We start from the raw sequence: 14,801 nt of genomic DNA, 5'->3' as shown, positions 1-14,801 counted from the left end.
TTTCGACTTATGAACATCTTGTCGCGTTTGGGGAAGCTGGCGGGGGGCGGGCTGTTGCTGGCAGCCGGCTTGCTGGGCTGTAATAAGGACCAGGAATTCGTTCCTCCCTTTGAGTCTGGGGTAGAGTATTATCCGTTGGTCATCAATACGCAGCGCACCTATGCGGTGGTCGATACGGCCTGGACCGCCGGCCGGGCTACCGTGAAGAGCTTTCAGCTGCGCGAGGCCCTCGTCGATACATTCCGCAATGCCAGCGGGGAAAAGTCTTTCCGCGTAGTGCGGTCGCGGCGCGCCCTGCCTACCGATGCCTGGGTGAATGACAGCGTGTACACGCTGACTTTTACGAACGAAACAGTTACCCTGCTGCGGGATAACCGCCGCACGGTGGAACTGATTTTTCCGGTGCGGGACAACCAGGGCTGGAACCAGTTCATTTATGACGGCAGCAGTCCTGATACCAGCATCGATGTTAATCGGCGCTACCACCGCGTTGGCCAGCCGCTGACCCTTGCTCCGCGCGGCCTGCCCACCAAATCCTACCCGAAAACGCTCATTACGCGCAACGAAGGAAGCAATTCAGACTTGTTTGCAGAAGACCTTTACTACCTTAAGCAGTATCAACAGGTGTATGCCAGGGAAATAGGGCCCGTGATGCGGCGCCGCCGGAGTTATTATTTCGGTACCGACGACCCGACTTATACTCCATCACCGGATTACATCTTTCGCGGCAATTCCCGCTACGAACTCCTGATTGACTACGGCCCGCTGTAAGCAACCCAACTGCCCGGCTGCCCTTCTATTTCGAATGAAACCAACTTTTTTGCTTGCTCTTCCCCTGGCTTTGCTGCTGGGGCTGGCTGCCCGCCCGGCCGTTGCACAGGGAGTGGTGCGCCGCCATCTCGTGTATTTCCGCGATAAGGCCAACTCGCCTTACGCCGTCAGCCGGCCGCAGGAGTTTTTGTCGGCCCGGGCGCTGGCGCGGCGCTCCCGGCAAAACATTGCCGTAGTGGCCCGCGACCTGCCCGTGAACCCCAGCTACGTGGCCCAGGTGCGTGGCGTGGCGGGCGTACGGCTGCTGTATACCTCCCGCTGGTTCAATAGCGCCGTGGTATCCTGCGACTCCACTGCGCTACGGGCCATTGCGGCGCTGCCCAGTGTGCGCCAGGCCCAGACTCTGAGCAAAAATCCCAAACCTTACCGGGGCAGCACGCCCACACCCGCCGCCAATACCGCTAACCGTACTGCTGGCACGCGTGCCCAGTACGGCCCCGCTTTCAAGCAGAATGACCTGATTGGGGCCATCGCCATGCACGATGCCGGCTTCCGCGGCGAGGGCATGCAGATTGCCGTCTTCGATGCCGGATTCCCCGGCGTGGACCAGATTCCGGCGCTGGCGCATCTTTTTGCCGAGAACCGGGTGCTGGGCACCCGCAACTTCGTGGATGGTAATAAAAGCGTTTACCTGCGTAATAACCACGGCACCAACTGTCTGTCGACCATTGCGGGCAACCGCGAGGGCTTTTACATCGGTACTGCGCCGAAGGCTTCGTTTTACCTCTGCATCACCGAGGATGCCAGTTCGGAGCACCCGGTAGAGGAAGCAAACTGGTTGGCCGCTGCCGAGTATGCCGATTCCGTCGGGGTGGATATCATCAGCTCCTCCCTGGGTTACTCGGAGTTCGACGCCCCTTCGACTAGCTACGTGTATGCCGATATGAACGGCCACACGGCCATTTCCACGCGGGCCGCTACCATGGCGGCCCGGGTAGGAATGCTGGTGGTTAGTGCCGCCGGCAATGAAGGAAATTCGGCCTGGCGTTATATCACGGCTCCGGCTGATGCCGACTCCATCATGACGGTAGGAGCGGTAGATTCGATGGGGCGCCGGGCATCGTTCAGCTCGTATGGGCCGACGGCCGACGGGCGGGTAAAGCCCACTTTGGTGTCAATGGGATTGAATTCGGCGGTGCTTTCGCCGGCCGGCAACGTGGTGCGCGGTTCGGGCACTTCGTTTGCCTGTCCTATTCTGGCGGGTATGATTGCGGGGGTCTGGCAGGCCAATCCGACCCTCACGGCGCAACAGATAATTCAGGCCCTGAGCAGCACTTCGTCGCAGCCCGGCACGCCAAATAGCAGTCTGGGGTACGGCTTGCCCAACTTTACGGGCGCCAACACCTTTGCCAAGACCCTGAAGCCGCCCACGCCCGAGCCGGGCGATACGCCCTTCGCCGTGTACCCAAACCCCACTGATGACGGCATGCTGCAAATGACCGTGCCGCTGAATTTGCGCGGGCAGCCCCTGCAGGTACGCATCATCGACTCGCGCGGGCGGCTGGTGACCACTCGTGAGGTGACGGCCGCCGCTGCAGTGGAGCAGCTACCGTTGCCGGGTATCGCCAAGGGGTTGTATATCTGTCAGATAATTTATGGCAAGGACAAGCAGTCCGTTCAGTTTGTGCGGAAGTAGCAGCATGCGTTTAACAATAAAAAAAGGGCGCCCGGCAGGCGCCCTTTTTTTATTGGCTTGCCAGTTATTTTAGCTTGGATTTGCTAGTTATTTTGGCTAATTTTAAACCATCAATCACTCACTAAAATTTTTGTCAGAATCATGCTGCAAATGATGACCACCAAGCGCATCGGGCGCCGCCAGTTTCACTTCACCGTCAGCGGCAACACCTTTCACGAAACCGTGGCTGAATACGAGCGCCTGAGCTTTGCCGACGTGCCCGCCTGCGGCATCTGTGGCTCCGATAACCTCGACCTGACCAGCCGCGTGGCCCAGGGCAAGTTCAAGTACACATCGGTGAAGTGCCGCGACTGCCGCGCCGACGTTACCTTCGGCAAGCGCGAAGACGACGACCAAACCGTGTTCCTGCGCAAAAAAGAAGGCGGCAACGGCGGCGAGCTCGACTGGCGCCCGTTTGATAAGAACGATAAGTAAACCTCTGTCATACCGCATCTGGCGGCCACACAGGGAAGCATCTTATCACGCCGGAACAAGTTGTTCGAGCGTGATAAGATGCTTCCCTGCGTTAAGGATGACAGCAGACGTCCGTTCTTTGCAGCATAAAACAAGCCGTTCGCCTTCGTGCAATCAGCTTAAGCAAAGCTCAGCGGAGCTGCTTGGTCTAAAATCTGGAATTTATGTTTACCGGCATTGTCGAAGGCCTCGGCACCATTCAGGAGGTGCGCACCGAGGGCACCAATTACCATTTCACCGTTGCCTCGGCCTTCGCGCACGAGCTGAAAATCGACCAGAGCGTGGCGCACGACGGCGTGTGCCTTACCGTAGTGGTTGTGGACGGCATGGCCGGCACCCACGTCGTGACGGCCATTCACGAAACCATTCTCAAAACCAACCTGGCCAGTTGGCAGCCCGGCCGCCGCGTGAACCTGGAGCGCTGCCTGGCCGCCAACGGCCGCTTCGACGGCCACATCGTGCAGGGCCACGTCGATTTGACAGCCCGCTGCGTGAGCGTGCAGGATGAAAACGGCTCCTGGCTCTACCGCTTTCAGCACGAGGCCGGGCCGGGCCGCGTGACGGTCGAGAAAGGCTCCATCTGCGTGAATGGCACCAGCCTGACCTGCTTCGACAGCACCGACGACGGCTTCACGGTGGCCATCATTCCCTACACCCACGAGCACACCAACTTCCACCAGCTGCGGGCCGGCGACACAGTGAATCTGGAGTTCGACATCGTGGGCAAATACGTGGCAAAGCTACTGGGGCGGTAGGCAGCCATGTTCAGAAAGGGAATCCTGCTGTTGGTGCTCCTCGGCCTTGTGGGCGTCGGCTTATGGGCCCGGCAGCCACGTATAGACGGCGACGCGCAGGTGGTAGCCTATGAAGTGGACCTGCAGAAGCAGCAGCTGGAGCTATTTTGGAAAGACGACAACGGGCAGCTGCTGAGTAATATTCAGCGGCTGAAAGACTGGCTGCAGGGCCGGGAGCAGCAGCTGATATTTGCGGCCAATGCGGGCATGTTTAACCCGCAGCATGCGCCGCAGGGGCTTTTCATCCAGAATTTTAAAACAATTTCGCCGCTGGATACGGGGGCGGGCCGGGGCAATTTTTACCTGCGGCCCAATGGCGTGTTTTACACCACCGCCGACGGCCGGGCGGGAGTGTGTACGACGGGAAAATTCGTTGCCGAAGAGGTGAAATTCGCCACGCAGTCGGGGCCGATGCTGGTGATTGACGGGCAGATTCATCCGGCGTTCAGCCGCAGCTCAACCAACCTGAATATCCGGAACGGGGTCGGTATTTTGCCTAATGGACACGCCCTGTTTGCAATGTCGAAAGGCGAAGTCAGCTTTTACACCTTCGCCAAGTATTTTGCCGACCGGGGTTGCCGGAATGCCCTGTACCTCGACGGAGCGATTTCGCGCACGTATTGCCCGACCGCCGGGTGGGTGCAGACGGATGGGATTTTTGGCGTGATGGTGGGCGTGACGCAGCCGCTGCAACGCCGTCGCAAGTAAAATTCAGCGCAGTAGGTAGCCAGTCAAGAATACCGCGACAGTAGCCGGTCAGAGCGGTCATACTGCCAGCTTTTTTTCGCTGCTGAGTAGTACTGCCCTTGCCTAAGGCGCTAGGCCAGTGGCCGGGCAGTCAGGCGCCGGAAAGCTACCGCCGCGCCCCAGCCCAGCAGGCCGCCCACCAGCCCGCCGCCCAGCACATCGGTGAGGTAGTGAGCACCAAGATAAATGCGACTGTAGCACAGCAGCACCGCCCACCCGAAGGCGGCGATTTTGACCCAGCGCTGCCGGGCGGGCAGCACCAGCATCAGAAATACGGCCAGCGCAATCGAATTGGCCGCGTGCGAGGAGAGGAAGCCAAACTGCCCGCCGCAACCCGCCGGCAGGTGCAGCAGTGCCATTAAGTCGGGCTCGTGACAGGGGCGGGGGCGGGCAAAATAGGGCTTGAATAGGCCGCTGGTGATGCGGTCGGCCAGGGCAATGGCGGTGATGAGCAAGCCCAGCAGCAGCAACGACCGCCGCCGAAACCAGTAAATAAGGGCCCCGATAAGCAGCGCGTAGAGCGGAAACCACACCTCGCGGTCGGAGGCGAAAACCATGAGGGTGTCGAGGGCAGGGGAGTGCGCGCCGTTGACAGCCATCGTAACCCGGCGGTCCAAATCCTGTAGGAACGGGGAGGAATTAAATATTAAAAATGATGAATTAAAAATTGGCATGTCAGGCAGGCGAATCTCAGAGGTTGCAAAAGCACTCGGCCTCAACCACCCAATTTTTGATTTTTAATTCTCAATTTTTAATTCAGACCCTCACGCCCACTCCACGCCCTTGCGCAGCCACCCGAGCGTGACGGCCTCCAGTGACCCCGCTTCCGGCGCGGGCGGATTGTAGGCCCAGCCGGTGCGGGGCGGCAAACTCATCAGAATGCTTTCGGTGCGGCCGCCGGTTTCGAGGCCGAAGCGAGTGCCGCGGTCGAAGGCCAGGTTGAACTCGGCGTAGCGGGCGCGGCGTAGGGTTTGCCAGGCTTCTTCGGCGGGGCCGAAGGGCAGGGCGTGGTTTTCCTGCATCAGCTGGGCGTAGAAGGGGCCGAAAAGCTCGGCCACGTCGCGCATGAAGGCGAATAATTGTTCGGCCGTGCCATCCTGGCCCACGGTGAGGCGGTCGAAGAAAATGCCGCCGACGCCGCGGGTTTCCTGGCGGTGCGGGAGGTAGAAGTAGTCGTCGGCCCAGCGGGTGAAGCGGGGGTAGTACGCGGGGTCGTGCTGGTCGCACACGGCCTTGAGGGCCTGGTGGAAGCGCCGGGCCTGCGCCTCATCCACATAAATGGGCGTCAGGTCGATACCGCCGCCAAACCAGGCTTCGCCGTTGCCGGCCTCGAAGTAGCGCACGTTCATGTGGATGATGGGCACGCGGGGGCTGCGCGGGTGCAGCACCACGCTCACGCCGGTGGCGAAGAAACGCGGGTCGGGCATCTGGAGCTGGCGGGCGGCGGCCTCGCTCATTTCGCCCCACACGGCCGAGAAGCCCACGCCGCCTTTCTCCAGGATGGCGCCGTGCTCCAGTACTTTGCTGCGGCCGCCGCCGCCGCCGGGGCGCTGCCATTCATCGGTGCGGAAGTGCACGGTGTTGCCGTCGGCGGCTTCGAGTTGCCGGCAGAGGCGGAGCTGAAAATCGGCCAGCCAGGCTTCAATTTCGGGGCGGAGGGAGGCGGGGGAGGTAGTAGACACGAGTAGTTGAACCGCAGAAGACGCAGCGGGCTGCGCAACGGAAACGCAGCGGCCGGGCGGGGCACAAAGATACGGCCGACCCCGCGCGGGTGCGGGCGCTGCCGTAAATTTGGGGTTCCACCCGCTCCCTCGTAATGTTCGCCGATACTTCCCTCGCTCCCGAAGCCCCCGCCGCCACCCTGGCCGAGGCCGACCTCGCCCGCCTGCTCCGCGCTTACCGCCTGATGCACACCGCCGCCGAGATGGCGGCCCTCTACGAAGACCAGAAAACCATTGCCAGCCGCTACGTGCACGCCACCGCCCGCGGCCACGAGGCTATTCAGCTGGCGGCCGCTTTCCTGCTGCGCGAAACCGACTACGCCGCACCCTACTACCGCGACGACGCCATGCTGCTCGGCATGGGCCTGCGCCCCTACGAGCTCATGCTCCAGCTCATGGCCAAGCGCGACGACCCTTTCAGCGGCGGCCGCACCTACTACGGCCACCCCAGCCTGCGCCGCTCCGGTATCCCGGTGATGCCGCACCAGAGCTCGGCCACGGGCATGCAGGCCATTCCGGCCACGGGGATGGCGCAGGCGGTGAAGTACCTGGAGGGAGTTATGAGTTATGAGTTAGGAGTTAAAAGTGACAATAACGACGAAGCTCCCTCAACCCAAAACTCAATCGTTCTGTGCTCCATCGGTGATGGCGCGATGACTGAGGGCGAGGTGGCCGAAGCCTTGCAGATGGCCATTCTGCACGAGCTGCCCATCATCTACCTGGTGCAGGATAATGACTGGGGCATCTCGGCCACCGGGCGCGAGATGCGCGCGATGGACGCCTACGAGTTTGCCGCCGGCTTCCCGGGTTTGCACCGCCTGCGGGTCGATGGCACTGACTTTGAGGATTCTTACGCTGGTTTGAGCGCGGCCGTGGAGCACGTGCGCGCCCGGCGCGGCCCGGTGCTGGTGCACGCCAAGTGCCCGCTGCTGGGCCACCACACCAGCGGCGTGCGCCGCGAGTGGTACCGCGGCGACAACCTCGCCCAGCACCAGACCCTCGACCCGCTGCCCAAGCTGCACCAGCGCCTGCTGGAGCTGGGCGTAGATGAAGCCGAGCTGACCGCCGCCCAGGCCGAAGCCCGCGCCACCGTGCACGCCGACTGGGCCGAAGCCCTGGCCTCGCCCGACCCCGACCCCGCCACCTTCGCCGACCACGAGTTTGCGCCCGCCACTGTACTGGAAGAAGCCGGTGAGCGCAGCCCCGCCGGCGCCGACAAGGCCCTGATGGTGGACGCCGCCCTGCACGCCGTCGATGACATTCTGCGCGAGTTTCCCGAAGCCCTGTTCTACGGCCAAGATGTTGGCGGCGAGCTTGGCGGGGTATTCCGCGAAGCGGCGCTGCTGGCCAAAAAGTACGGCGACCGCCGCGTGTTCAATACGCCCATTCAGGAAGCTTACATCGTGGGCAGCACGGCGGGCATGGCCGCCGTGGGCGCCCGGCCCATCGTCGAAATCCAGTTTGCCGACTACATCTGGCCGGCGCTTAACCAGCTGGTGGAGGAGCTCAGCAAGAGCTGCTACCTCAGCATGGGCAAGTTTCCGGTGGCCACGCTCATCCGGGTGCCCATCGGGGCCTACGGCGGCGGCGGGCCCTACCATTCGGGCTCCATCGAAAGCACGCTGCTGACTATTCGCGGCATCAAGGTGGTGTACCCGAGCAATGCAGCCGACATGAAAGGCCTCATGCGCAGCGCCTTCCTCGACCCCAACCCGGTGGTGATGCTGGAGCATAAAGGTCTGTACTGGAGCAAGGTGCCCGGCACCGAAGATGCCAAAACGCTGGAGCCCGCCGCGGGCTACGTCATTCCGCTGGGTAAGGCCGCCATCGCCCAGGAAGCCGATGCCGAGAAGCTGCGCCAAGGCGATACCTGCGCCGTCATCACCTACGGCATGGGCGTGCACTGGGCTAAAACCGCCAGCCGCGACTTCCCCGGCCAGGTCGAAATTCTCGACCTGCGTACCCTCAATCCACTCGATTTTGATGCGGTGACGGCCGCCACCCGCCGCCACGGCAAGGTACTGGTGCTGACCGAGGAGCCGCTCATGAACAGCTTCGCCGAAAGCCTGGCCGGGCGCATCCAGCGGCACTGCTTCCGCGAACTCGACGCGCCGGTATTCACCCTCGGCGCGGCCAACCTGCCCGCCATTGCCCTCAACGTGGAGCTGGAGAAGATGATGCTGCCGAGTGCCGCGAAAGTGAGCGCGGCGCTGGGCGAGCTGTTGGGATACTAAAACGACGCAGGGGCGGGGGCAAACCCCGCTCCTGCGTCAATAATCCTTACCACGGATACCCAATGCCCAGGTTAAAGGCAACGGGATTGGCGCTGGTATTGAAGTTTTTAAGCGCCCATCGCTCGCCCGGCTCGGCGGTGGGGTCATATATTTTCAGAGCCATATCGAGGCGCAGCACGAGAAAGCTGAAATCGAAGCGAAAGCCGAAGCCCGAGCCTACGGCAATCTGCCGGTAGAAGCTATTGAAGCGGAATTGGGCTTCGGAAGTAGTACTGTTCGGGTCGTTTCGGAGAGCGGGGTTATTTTGCAAGCTCCACACGTTGCCCACATCAGTGAACACGGCGCCATTGATGAAGCTGTAAATGGGGAAGCGGTACTCGGCGCTGCCTTCGAGCAGCAGTTCGCCGGGCTGCTCGCTCAGGAAATCGCGTACGGTGTCGGTCCGGATGATGCTGCCCTCCTTTATCTCAATGATGCGCTTGCTCGTGTAGCCACCCGGCCCGAGGCGGCGCGGCTGCCAGGCCCGCAAGCTGGTAGAGCCGCCGGCGAAGAACGACTTGTCGTAAGGAATAACATACTGCCCGCCAGAGCGGCTTAGCGCGTGCACGGCCCCGCCATTGAGGCGCCACACGAAGTAGGTGCGGGGTGTGAGGCGGTGGTAGCGCCGGTAATCGGCCCCGAGGCGGGCGAAGTTATACACCTGCAGGCCGGCCGCGTCGGAGCCCGCCGTAGCCTTATCGAGCCGGGTCCGATAGAGGTCGCGGGTGAGGCCACCCATTTCGGCGAAGATGCGGAAATACTGCGCGTTACGGGTCTGGTTGATATCGTTTGAGTTGTAGAGCGACGAAAAGCCGAAGCTGGGTACCAGCAGTTTCACGAACGAGCGGTAGAGCGGCGAGCCGTAGTACACTCGAAATGAGTCGAGCCGCGCCCTAAAGGCGTCGCTCATGTCCGGCGTATTAATGAGATTGATAACGAAGGGCGAGAAAACGTACTGATGGTAAGCCGATTTCTGCCAGATGTAATCATAGGTGAGCTCAAAATTTGAGCGCGTGTATTCCGGGCGGTTGACGTAGGTTTCGGACAGCGAGAAACGGGTGCGCGGGTTGTAGCGCGTCAGGAAACGATTGGTACGGAAGGGAATGAACAACTGCGGCAGTACCAGCGCGACCGTGGCTCCCAGCTGCGTAGTGTAGATAGATTCCGTGCCAAGGGTAGCGCCACCCGTTTGCTGCAGCTGGCCTTCGAAGCCCGCCCGAACGCTCATTTCCAGCACCTCGGCCCCGCCAAACGGGTTGCGGCTCTTCAGGCGCACGTTGATGAACGGTCCCGGCAGGTTGGCCACGAAGGTGCCGCCGAACTCGTCGGTAATCTGGTATTTATCGGCCGGGGTGGCGTTGATGATGGCGTCGAGCTGCCCGGTGCTGGGGTGGCGGCCGGCGCTGTCGCTGGCCACCGCGTCGGGCACCTTGCGGTAGCTCACGGTATTGAAGCGGAACATGTCCAAATCGGCCAGCAGGCGCTGGGTGCGCTGGGTGCGGTCCAGATTGTAATACTGGCCTGGCCGCAGGGTGATTTTGCGCACCAGCACGCCGGGGCTATACCGCTGCTTATAAGCCGCAAACTCCACCGAGTCGACAGTGACGGTATCGGTGCGGATGCCCAGGCGGCGCACGCGGGGCAGCTGGCCGGGCACGCCGGCGCGGCGCAGGGTGTCGCCGGTGCTGGCCTGCAGGGTGCGGTTGACGCCCGCATCGGTCACCATGCGCACGTGGCGCAGGGTGTAGCGGCGGTGCCCCTGGCCGGGGGCAGGGTTGGCAATGAGGGTGCGCAGCCGCACCGTGTAAGGCTGGAAGCTGGTGTCGGCCTCCAGCGTAATGTATTGAGGTCGAAACTCGTAATAGCCAGCATTCTTCAACTGGCCCTCCAGGCGGCTGCGCTCCTGGCCAATCAGCTCCTCACGGTAGCGGTCGCCTTTTTTCACCAGCGCGCTGCCCATGCCCTGACGCACGATGCGCGCCACGCCCGAATCGGGAATGGTCTGGGTGAGCTCGCTGATGAGGAACGGGCGGCCCTCGGTGACGTGGTATGTGACCGTGACGCGGCGCCGGGGCCGCACCTTGCCCGTGGAGTCGACGCGGGGCTGCTCCTTGCGCAAACCCACGCCGTAAAGAAAGCCGCGCCAGAGGCCGCGCTTGCTGCGGGCCGTGTCGGTGGCATACACCGTGGCCCGGAAAAAGCCCTCGGAGTGCAGGTAGGTCGTCATCTGCTCCACCGACTTGCGGGTCAGGGCCGAGTCGTAGAGCACGGGCGGCTCGCCCAGGCGCATGATGGCATTGCCCTTGTCGAGGGCCAGCTGCTTGCGTTTCACGCGGCGCTCGCGGCGGTTGAGCAGGCGCCCCAGCTTGGCCGAGTCGGTGCCGGCGGCCTTGATTTGCTCGTCGTAGCGGGCCAGCAGGCGGCGCATCTTGTTTTTGATGCGGGTCGAGTCGTAAAAATTATGCCCCAGCTGGTAAATGGCCAGTTTGGGCAGCGGCAGGGTGGTGTTGGGCTGCTGCTGGGCCAGGTTTTCGAGGCGCTCGGTATCGGCCTGGTCGGCGCCTTTGATTTCGACTTTGTGCAGCAGGCGCTGGTTGGGCTTCAGCAGCCGGATGGGCGAACACGCCAGCACCAGCAGCAGCAACGGTAGCAACAACCGCCCCCGGTGCCGACCTTTGGGCCCGCGCCGGCCCCCCGGGCCCTCCTCAATCAGCGACAATGGTTTCAAAAGCACTCGCGAAATACGTGCAGTCCCTGCACCAGAAAAAATACCGACAGCGTCACGGCGCCTTCCTCGTCGAAGGCGGTAAAAGCGTGTTGGAGCTGCTAAGTTCCGGCATTTCGACCGAACACCTGCTCCTCACACCCGAGTTTGCTGACCAAAACCGGGCCAGCCTGCCCGCCCGCCAGCCCTATACGCTGGTTTCGGAGGCCGCGCTCACCCAGCTCGGCACCCTCAGCACCAACAATACCGCCCTGGCCGTGGCCCGCCTGCCCGCCGAGCCGCCGCTGCCCGCCACCTTGCCCGCCAGCCGCCTCGTGCTGGCCCTCGACGAAGTGCGTGACCCTGGCAACCTCGGCACCCTCATCCGGCTGGCCGACTGGTACGGCCTGCCCGGCGTGGTGCTCAGCGAAACCTGCGCCGACGCCTACGCCCCCAAAACCGTGGCCGCCACCATGGGCAGCTTCGCCCGGGTGCAGGTGTGGCCGCGCGACCTGCCCGCCTGGCTGGCTAGCCTGCCGCCCGCCACCGACATCTTCGGGGCCGATTTGCACGGCGACAACGTGCATAAAATCAGTCTGCAGCCCGCCGGCGTGCTCGTCATGGGCTCCGAATCGCACGGCCTCACGCCGGCCGTGGAAGCCTGCCTCACGCGGCGGCTGCATATTCCGCGCGGCGCCGGCGGTGGGGCCGAGAGCCTGAACGTGGCGATTTCGGCGGCTATTCTGCTGGATAATTTTTTTCGGAATGTGGGGGGTAGGTAGAGTCAAACAGAACGTCATCCTGAGCATTCCGCGCATCAAGCGGAGCCGAAAGGACCTCGCCCGCTTCGTTGTGGTGGCAATTTCCTTTTGTCTGGACAATTGGAATTACTACTCTAACGAAGCGGGCGAGGTCCTTTCGGCTGCGTCTCAGGATGACGTTTTATTTAGCTCGTCACCCCAAAACTAAATCCCGGCAATCCGGACGCCGAAGCTGACGACCTGCGTATTCGGCCCCTGGTTTTCCTTAAACAACTGGTTCATGTTGTACTTGGCAAAGAGCTCAAAGCCACGGTAGCCCAGGATACCCTGCAAGCCGTACTGGAAGTCCTCCAGGTTGTAGCTGCCGCGGTCTTTGTCTTTGTAGGTCGTGCCTTCGTAGGTGTATTTCAGCTTGGTCCACGACTTGAGGCGGTAGCCGACGAAACCGCCCACGCCCAGGTGCAGGGTTTCGTGGCACTGTTTGTCGTGCAGCTTCAGGTTCAGCATCAGGGGCAGGTTGATGGAGGCGGTGGCCAGCTTGGTTTTTTCGTATTGCCGGGTAGGGTCGGCTTCGAGTACCACGCGGGTCACGCCGTTATCGTTTACCCATTTGTTGTTGTCGTTCAGCATGTAGTTGTTGAAGGCAAACTCGGGGCCCACCGACAGCACCACCGGGCTGCGCTTGCCGCCCAGGCGCTGAGCGTAGTTGAAGCCGATGTTGAAGTAGCGCGAGCCTTCGGTGCGCAGGTCCACGTTGGGGCTGGTAGCCGAGGTTTTCTGATTCACCAGCGCATTCAGGCCAAAGTCGATTATCAGGTCCACGTTGGCATCGTCCTTTTCGATTTTAGCGCAGCGGGTCGAGTCGCGCTTGGCCTGGCGCTCTTCGCGGCTGGGTTCGCTGCGGGGCTGGTCGTTTTTCTTGCCGTCGGTGTTCACCGTGATGTGAAGGTTCTTTTCCAGGAATACCTCCACCTTGTTGCTGGGCCCCACGCCGGCCGTGGGCTTGTGCGTGGTGATGCGAATCTGCTCGGGCAGGTTCTGGCCCGGCTGGTCCTGGGCGGGGTAGAAGTCCATCGTTACCTGCGAGGAGGTGCCGGTTTTGGCGGCCGTTTCGGCCCGGTTGATATAGCCGGCTAGGCGGGTGGTGAGCGAGTCGAGGTGGTACTTTTTGAGCTCGCGCAGCTGGGCAGCGTCGCGCACCATCAGCGTGAGAATGGCCTGGTTGGGCAGGCGAATCACCACCGTGTCGGTAGGTGCTTCGGGGGTGCGAAGTGTGCGGGCCTGGGCCGAAGAGAGGCCGGCCAGCGAAACAACGGCGGCAAAAAAGAGGGAGCGGAATACGGTGGGCATGGCAAAATGAGAGGCTAGGGGAAGGGCGAGCGGTCCGACTTACAGCTCGATGGTTTTGCTGAGGGTGTGGTTGCCCAGGCGGGCCTGCACCGTCAGGTTGTCGGGAAGGTTTTGGGCGGCGGCGAGGCCGTCTTTGGCGAGGCGCACGGCTCCGGTAGCCCGTTGGAAGAGGCGGCCCAGGCGGCGGCTGGCTTCGGGGGCATCGTCGCCATCGGCCGCCGGGGCGGCGGCCACGGCTACGGCGGGAGAGCCGCCGCGCCGCACTTCTACTTCAATCACTTCGGCGCTGGCCGGGGCCGGCGCCGGAGTAACCTGGGCTACGGCTGGCTCCACCGGCACGGGCGCCACTTGCTGCACTCCGGTTGTGGGCAAGTGGTGAGCCGTGGCGGCGTGGGCGGGTGCAGTCGGGCCCGACTGCCGGGCCCCACCCGGGGCCAGCGTAGCGTAAGAAGCGGGAGCGGTTCGGGCCGATTGTCCGAAGCGGGTGGCCGGGTGGCGGGTAGCCGGGCCCTGACCTTCTGGAGCGCTAGATGAAAGCTGGTCGGCGCCGGTTGCCTGAGCGGCAATATTTTTTTCAACCTTTTCATTTTCAGCAGCTGCTGCCAGGTTGGTGGGGGCTTCGGCCGTAGTCACCGCGGCATCAGCAGCCGAAGCAGCCGGCCGGCCGCTGGTAGCCGGCGTGGTGCCTGAAGTGTTTACCCGGGCTACTGACCCCGTGCCGGAGCGCAGGCCGGGCATTCCCTGCCACAGCAGCCCGCCGCCCACCAGCAGCAACAGGGCCACAGCGGCGGCCATGGCCATGGGCCACCACGCGGCGGCGCGGCGCTTGCGCGGGCGCAGGTGCTCGTCTTCGAGCCGCTCCCATAGCTCGCGGGGCGGGCTGATGGTGTGCTGGCTCAGGCGCGCGCGAAACAGCTCGTCGAGCTGATTAGTCTCAGCAGCGGGCGCGGCGGGCGTCGCACCCGCTTCGGGAGCGGGTTGCGCGTGGGCCTGCAGGCGGGCCCAGAGGTCGTCGCTGGGCGGCGACTGGTGACCATCGAGCTGGTTGCGAAACAGGGCATCAATATCTTCGGGTAGCATTGGCGGAGCGGATATAAACAGTAATCTAGTTGGCAAACTCGCCGATGTGCCACAGAATGCCGGAGGGGTCGTGCACGAAACCCTCCTTGCCCCAGGCTTGCTGCCGGATGGGCAGCAGGCGCACGCCCTGGTACTTACTGGGTAAGTCCAGCGCCGTCAGCTCGGCCCAGTACTGCTCCACATCCGCCACTTCCAGAAACAGCATGGTGTTGTCAACCCAGTCGGGCACGTAGGCATCCTGCAGGTAAAAGCCGGCGCCCGGGAGCGTGAAATACGACAGTGTAGGGGAGATACTTACTTCGGTGAAGCCGAATGCGCGGTAGAAACTCCGCGAAACGGCGAAGTCGCGGGCGCCGATGAAGGGACGAAGGGAGAGGGCGGGGGAGGGCAT

The 14,801-nt window shown here is 62.8% G+C and carries 13 protein-coding genes; 7 read left to right on the top strand and 6 right to left on the bottom strand.

All coding sequences use genetic code 11. The annotated features are described in order from the left end of the window. Positions 1 to 9 precede the first annotated feature (9 nt). The 5 genes from Q5H93_RS04005 to Q5H93_RS03985 all read left to right on the top strand — a co-directional run bounded on the left by Q5H93_RS04005 (position 10) and on the right by Q5H93_RS03985 (position 4,482). A complete protein-coding gene (locus tag Q5H93_RS04005; protein ID WP_305005199.1) occupies positions 10 to 771 on the top strand; it encodes a hypothetical protein in 762 nt (253 codons plus the stop codon). Between the two features lie 49 nt (positions 772 to 820). Further along, positions 821 to 2,467, top strand: a complete 1,647-nt coding sequence (locus Q5H93_RS04000; protein WP_305005198.1) for a S8 family serine peptidase — start codon at positions 821 to 823, stop codon at positions 2,465 to 2,467. 141 nt (positions 2,468 to 2,608) lie between these two features. Next, on the top strand, positions 2,609 to 2,941 hold the full coding sequence (locus tag Q5H93_RS03995; RefSeq protein ID WP_305005197.1) for a hypothetical protein: 333 nt from the start codon (positions 2,609 to 2,611) through the stop codon (positions 2,939 to 2,941). Positions 2,942 to 3,144: 203 nt separating this feature from the next. Continuing rightward, on the top strand, positions 3,145 to 3,735 hold the full coding sequence (locus Q5H93_RS03990; RefSeq protein ID WP_305005196.1) for a riboflavin synthase: 591 nt from the start codon (positions 3,145 to 3,147) through the stop codon (positions 3,733 to 3,735). Between the two features lie 33 nt (positions 3,736 to 3,768). Beyond that, positions 3,769 to 4,482 (top strand): phosphodiester glycosidase family protein, encoded by a 714-nt coding sequence (locus tag Q5H93_RS03985; RefSeq protein ID WP_305005195.1) that lies wholly within the window; start codon positions 3,769 to 3,771, stop codon positions 4,480 to 4,482. 110 nt (positions 4,483 to 4,592) lie between these two features. On the opposite strand, the gene Q5H93_RS03980 is transcribed toward Q5H93_RS03985, so the two are convergent. Together Q5H93_RS03980 and hemF are read right to left on the bottom strand one after the other, a co-directional pair. Then, positions 4,593 to 5,138 carry a phosphatase PAP2 family protein gene (locus Q5H93_RS03980; RefSeq protein WP_305005194.1) on the bottom strand — a complete coding sequence of 182 codons (546 nt, stop codon included), beginning with the start codon at positions 5,136 to 5,138 and terminating at the stop codon, positions 4,593 to 4,595. A 147-nt stretch (positions 5,139 to 5,285) separates the two neighbouring features. Then, positions 5,286 to 6,203, bottom strand: a complete 918-nt coding sequence (gene hemF / locus Q5H93_RS03975; RefSeq protein ID WP_305005193.1) for an oxygen-dependent coproporphyrinogen oxidase — start codon at positions 6,201 to 6,203, stop codon at positions 5,286 to 5,288. A 134-nt stretch (positions 6,204 to 6,337) separates the two neighbouring features. Here hemF and Q5H93_RS03970 point away from each other — a divergent pair, with 134 nt between their 5' ends. Next, the gene (locus Q5H93_RS03970; RefSeq protein WP_305005192.1) at positions 6,338 to 8,476 is read left to right on the top strand and encodes an alpha-ketoacid dehydrogenase subunit alpha/beta; all 2,139 of its coding nucleotides are present in this window, start codon (positions 6,338 to 6,340) and stop codon (positions 8,474 to 8,476) included. A gap of 46 nt (positions 8,477 to 8,522) precedes the next feature. Here Q5H93_RS03970 and tamL read toward each other — a convergent pair whose 3' ends face one another. After that, positions 8,523 to 11,243: a translocation and assembly module lipoprotein TamL gene (tamL, locus tag Q5H93_RS03965; RefSeq protein WP_305005191.1), complete on the bottom strand. Its 2,721-nt coding sequence runs from the start codon at positions 11,241 to 11,243 to the stop codon at positions 8,523 to 8,525. Between tamL and Q5H93_RS03960 the strand changes: the two genes are divergently transcribed. Beyond that, positions 11,234 to 12,001, top strand: a complete 768-nt coding sequence (locus tag Q5H93_RS03960; RefSeq protein WP_305005190.1) for an RNA methyltransferase — start codon at positions 11,234 to 11,236, stop codon at positions 11,999 to 12,001. The two genes, tamL and Q5H93_RS03960, sit on opposite strands and share 10 nt — an antisense overlap. Before the next feature lie 183 nt (positions 12,002 to 12,184). On the opposite strand, the gene Q5H93_RS03955 is transcribed toward Q5H93_RS03960, so the two are convergent. The 3 genes from Q5H93_RS03955 to Q5H93_RS03945 are packed head-to-tail and all read right to left on the bottom strand — an operon-like array spanning position 12,185 to position 14,801. Beyond that, positions 12,185 to 13,330: a porin family protein gene (locus Q5H93_RS03955; protein ID WP_305005189.1), complete on the bottom strand. Its 1,146-nt coding sequence runs from the start codon at positions 13,328 to 13,330 to the stop codon at positions 12,185 to 12,187. A 39-nt stretch (positions 13,331 to 13,369) separates the two neighbouring features. Further along, entirely contained in the window at positions 13,370 to 14,410 is a 1,041-nt protein-coding gene (locus Q5H93_RS03950) for a hypothetical protein (RefSeq protein ID WP_305005188.1), read from the bottom strand. 25 nt (positions 14,411 to 14,435) lie between these two features. Continuing rightward, positions 14,436 to 14,801: a VOC family protein gene (locus Q5H93_RS03945; protein ID WP_305005187.1), complete on the bottom strand. Its 366-nt coding sequence runs from the start codon at positions 14,799 to 14,801 to the stop codon at positions 14,436 to 14,438.

It is taken from the genome of Hymenobacter aranciens (assembly GCF_030580865.1).
GTDB classification, from domain to species: domain Bacteria; phylum Bacteroidota; class Bacteroidia; order Cytophagales; family Hymenobacteraceae; genus Hymenobacter; species Hymenobacter aranciens.
The sequence above is the reverse complement of the archived record's forward strand: the minus strand, read 5'-3'. Positions and strand labels throughout refer to the sequence as shown.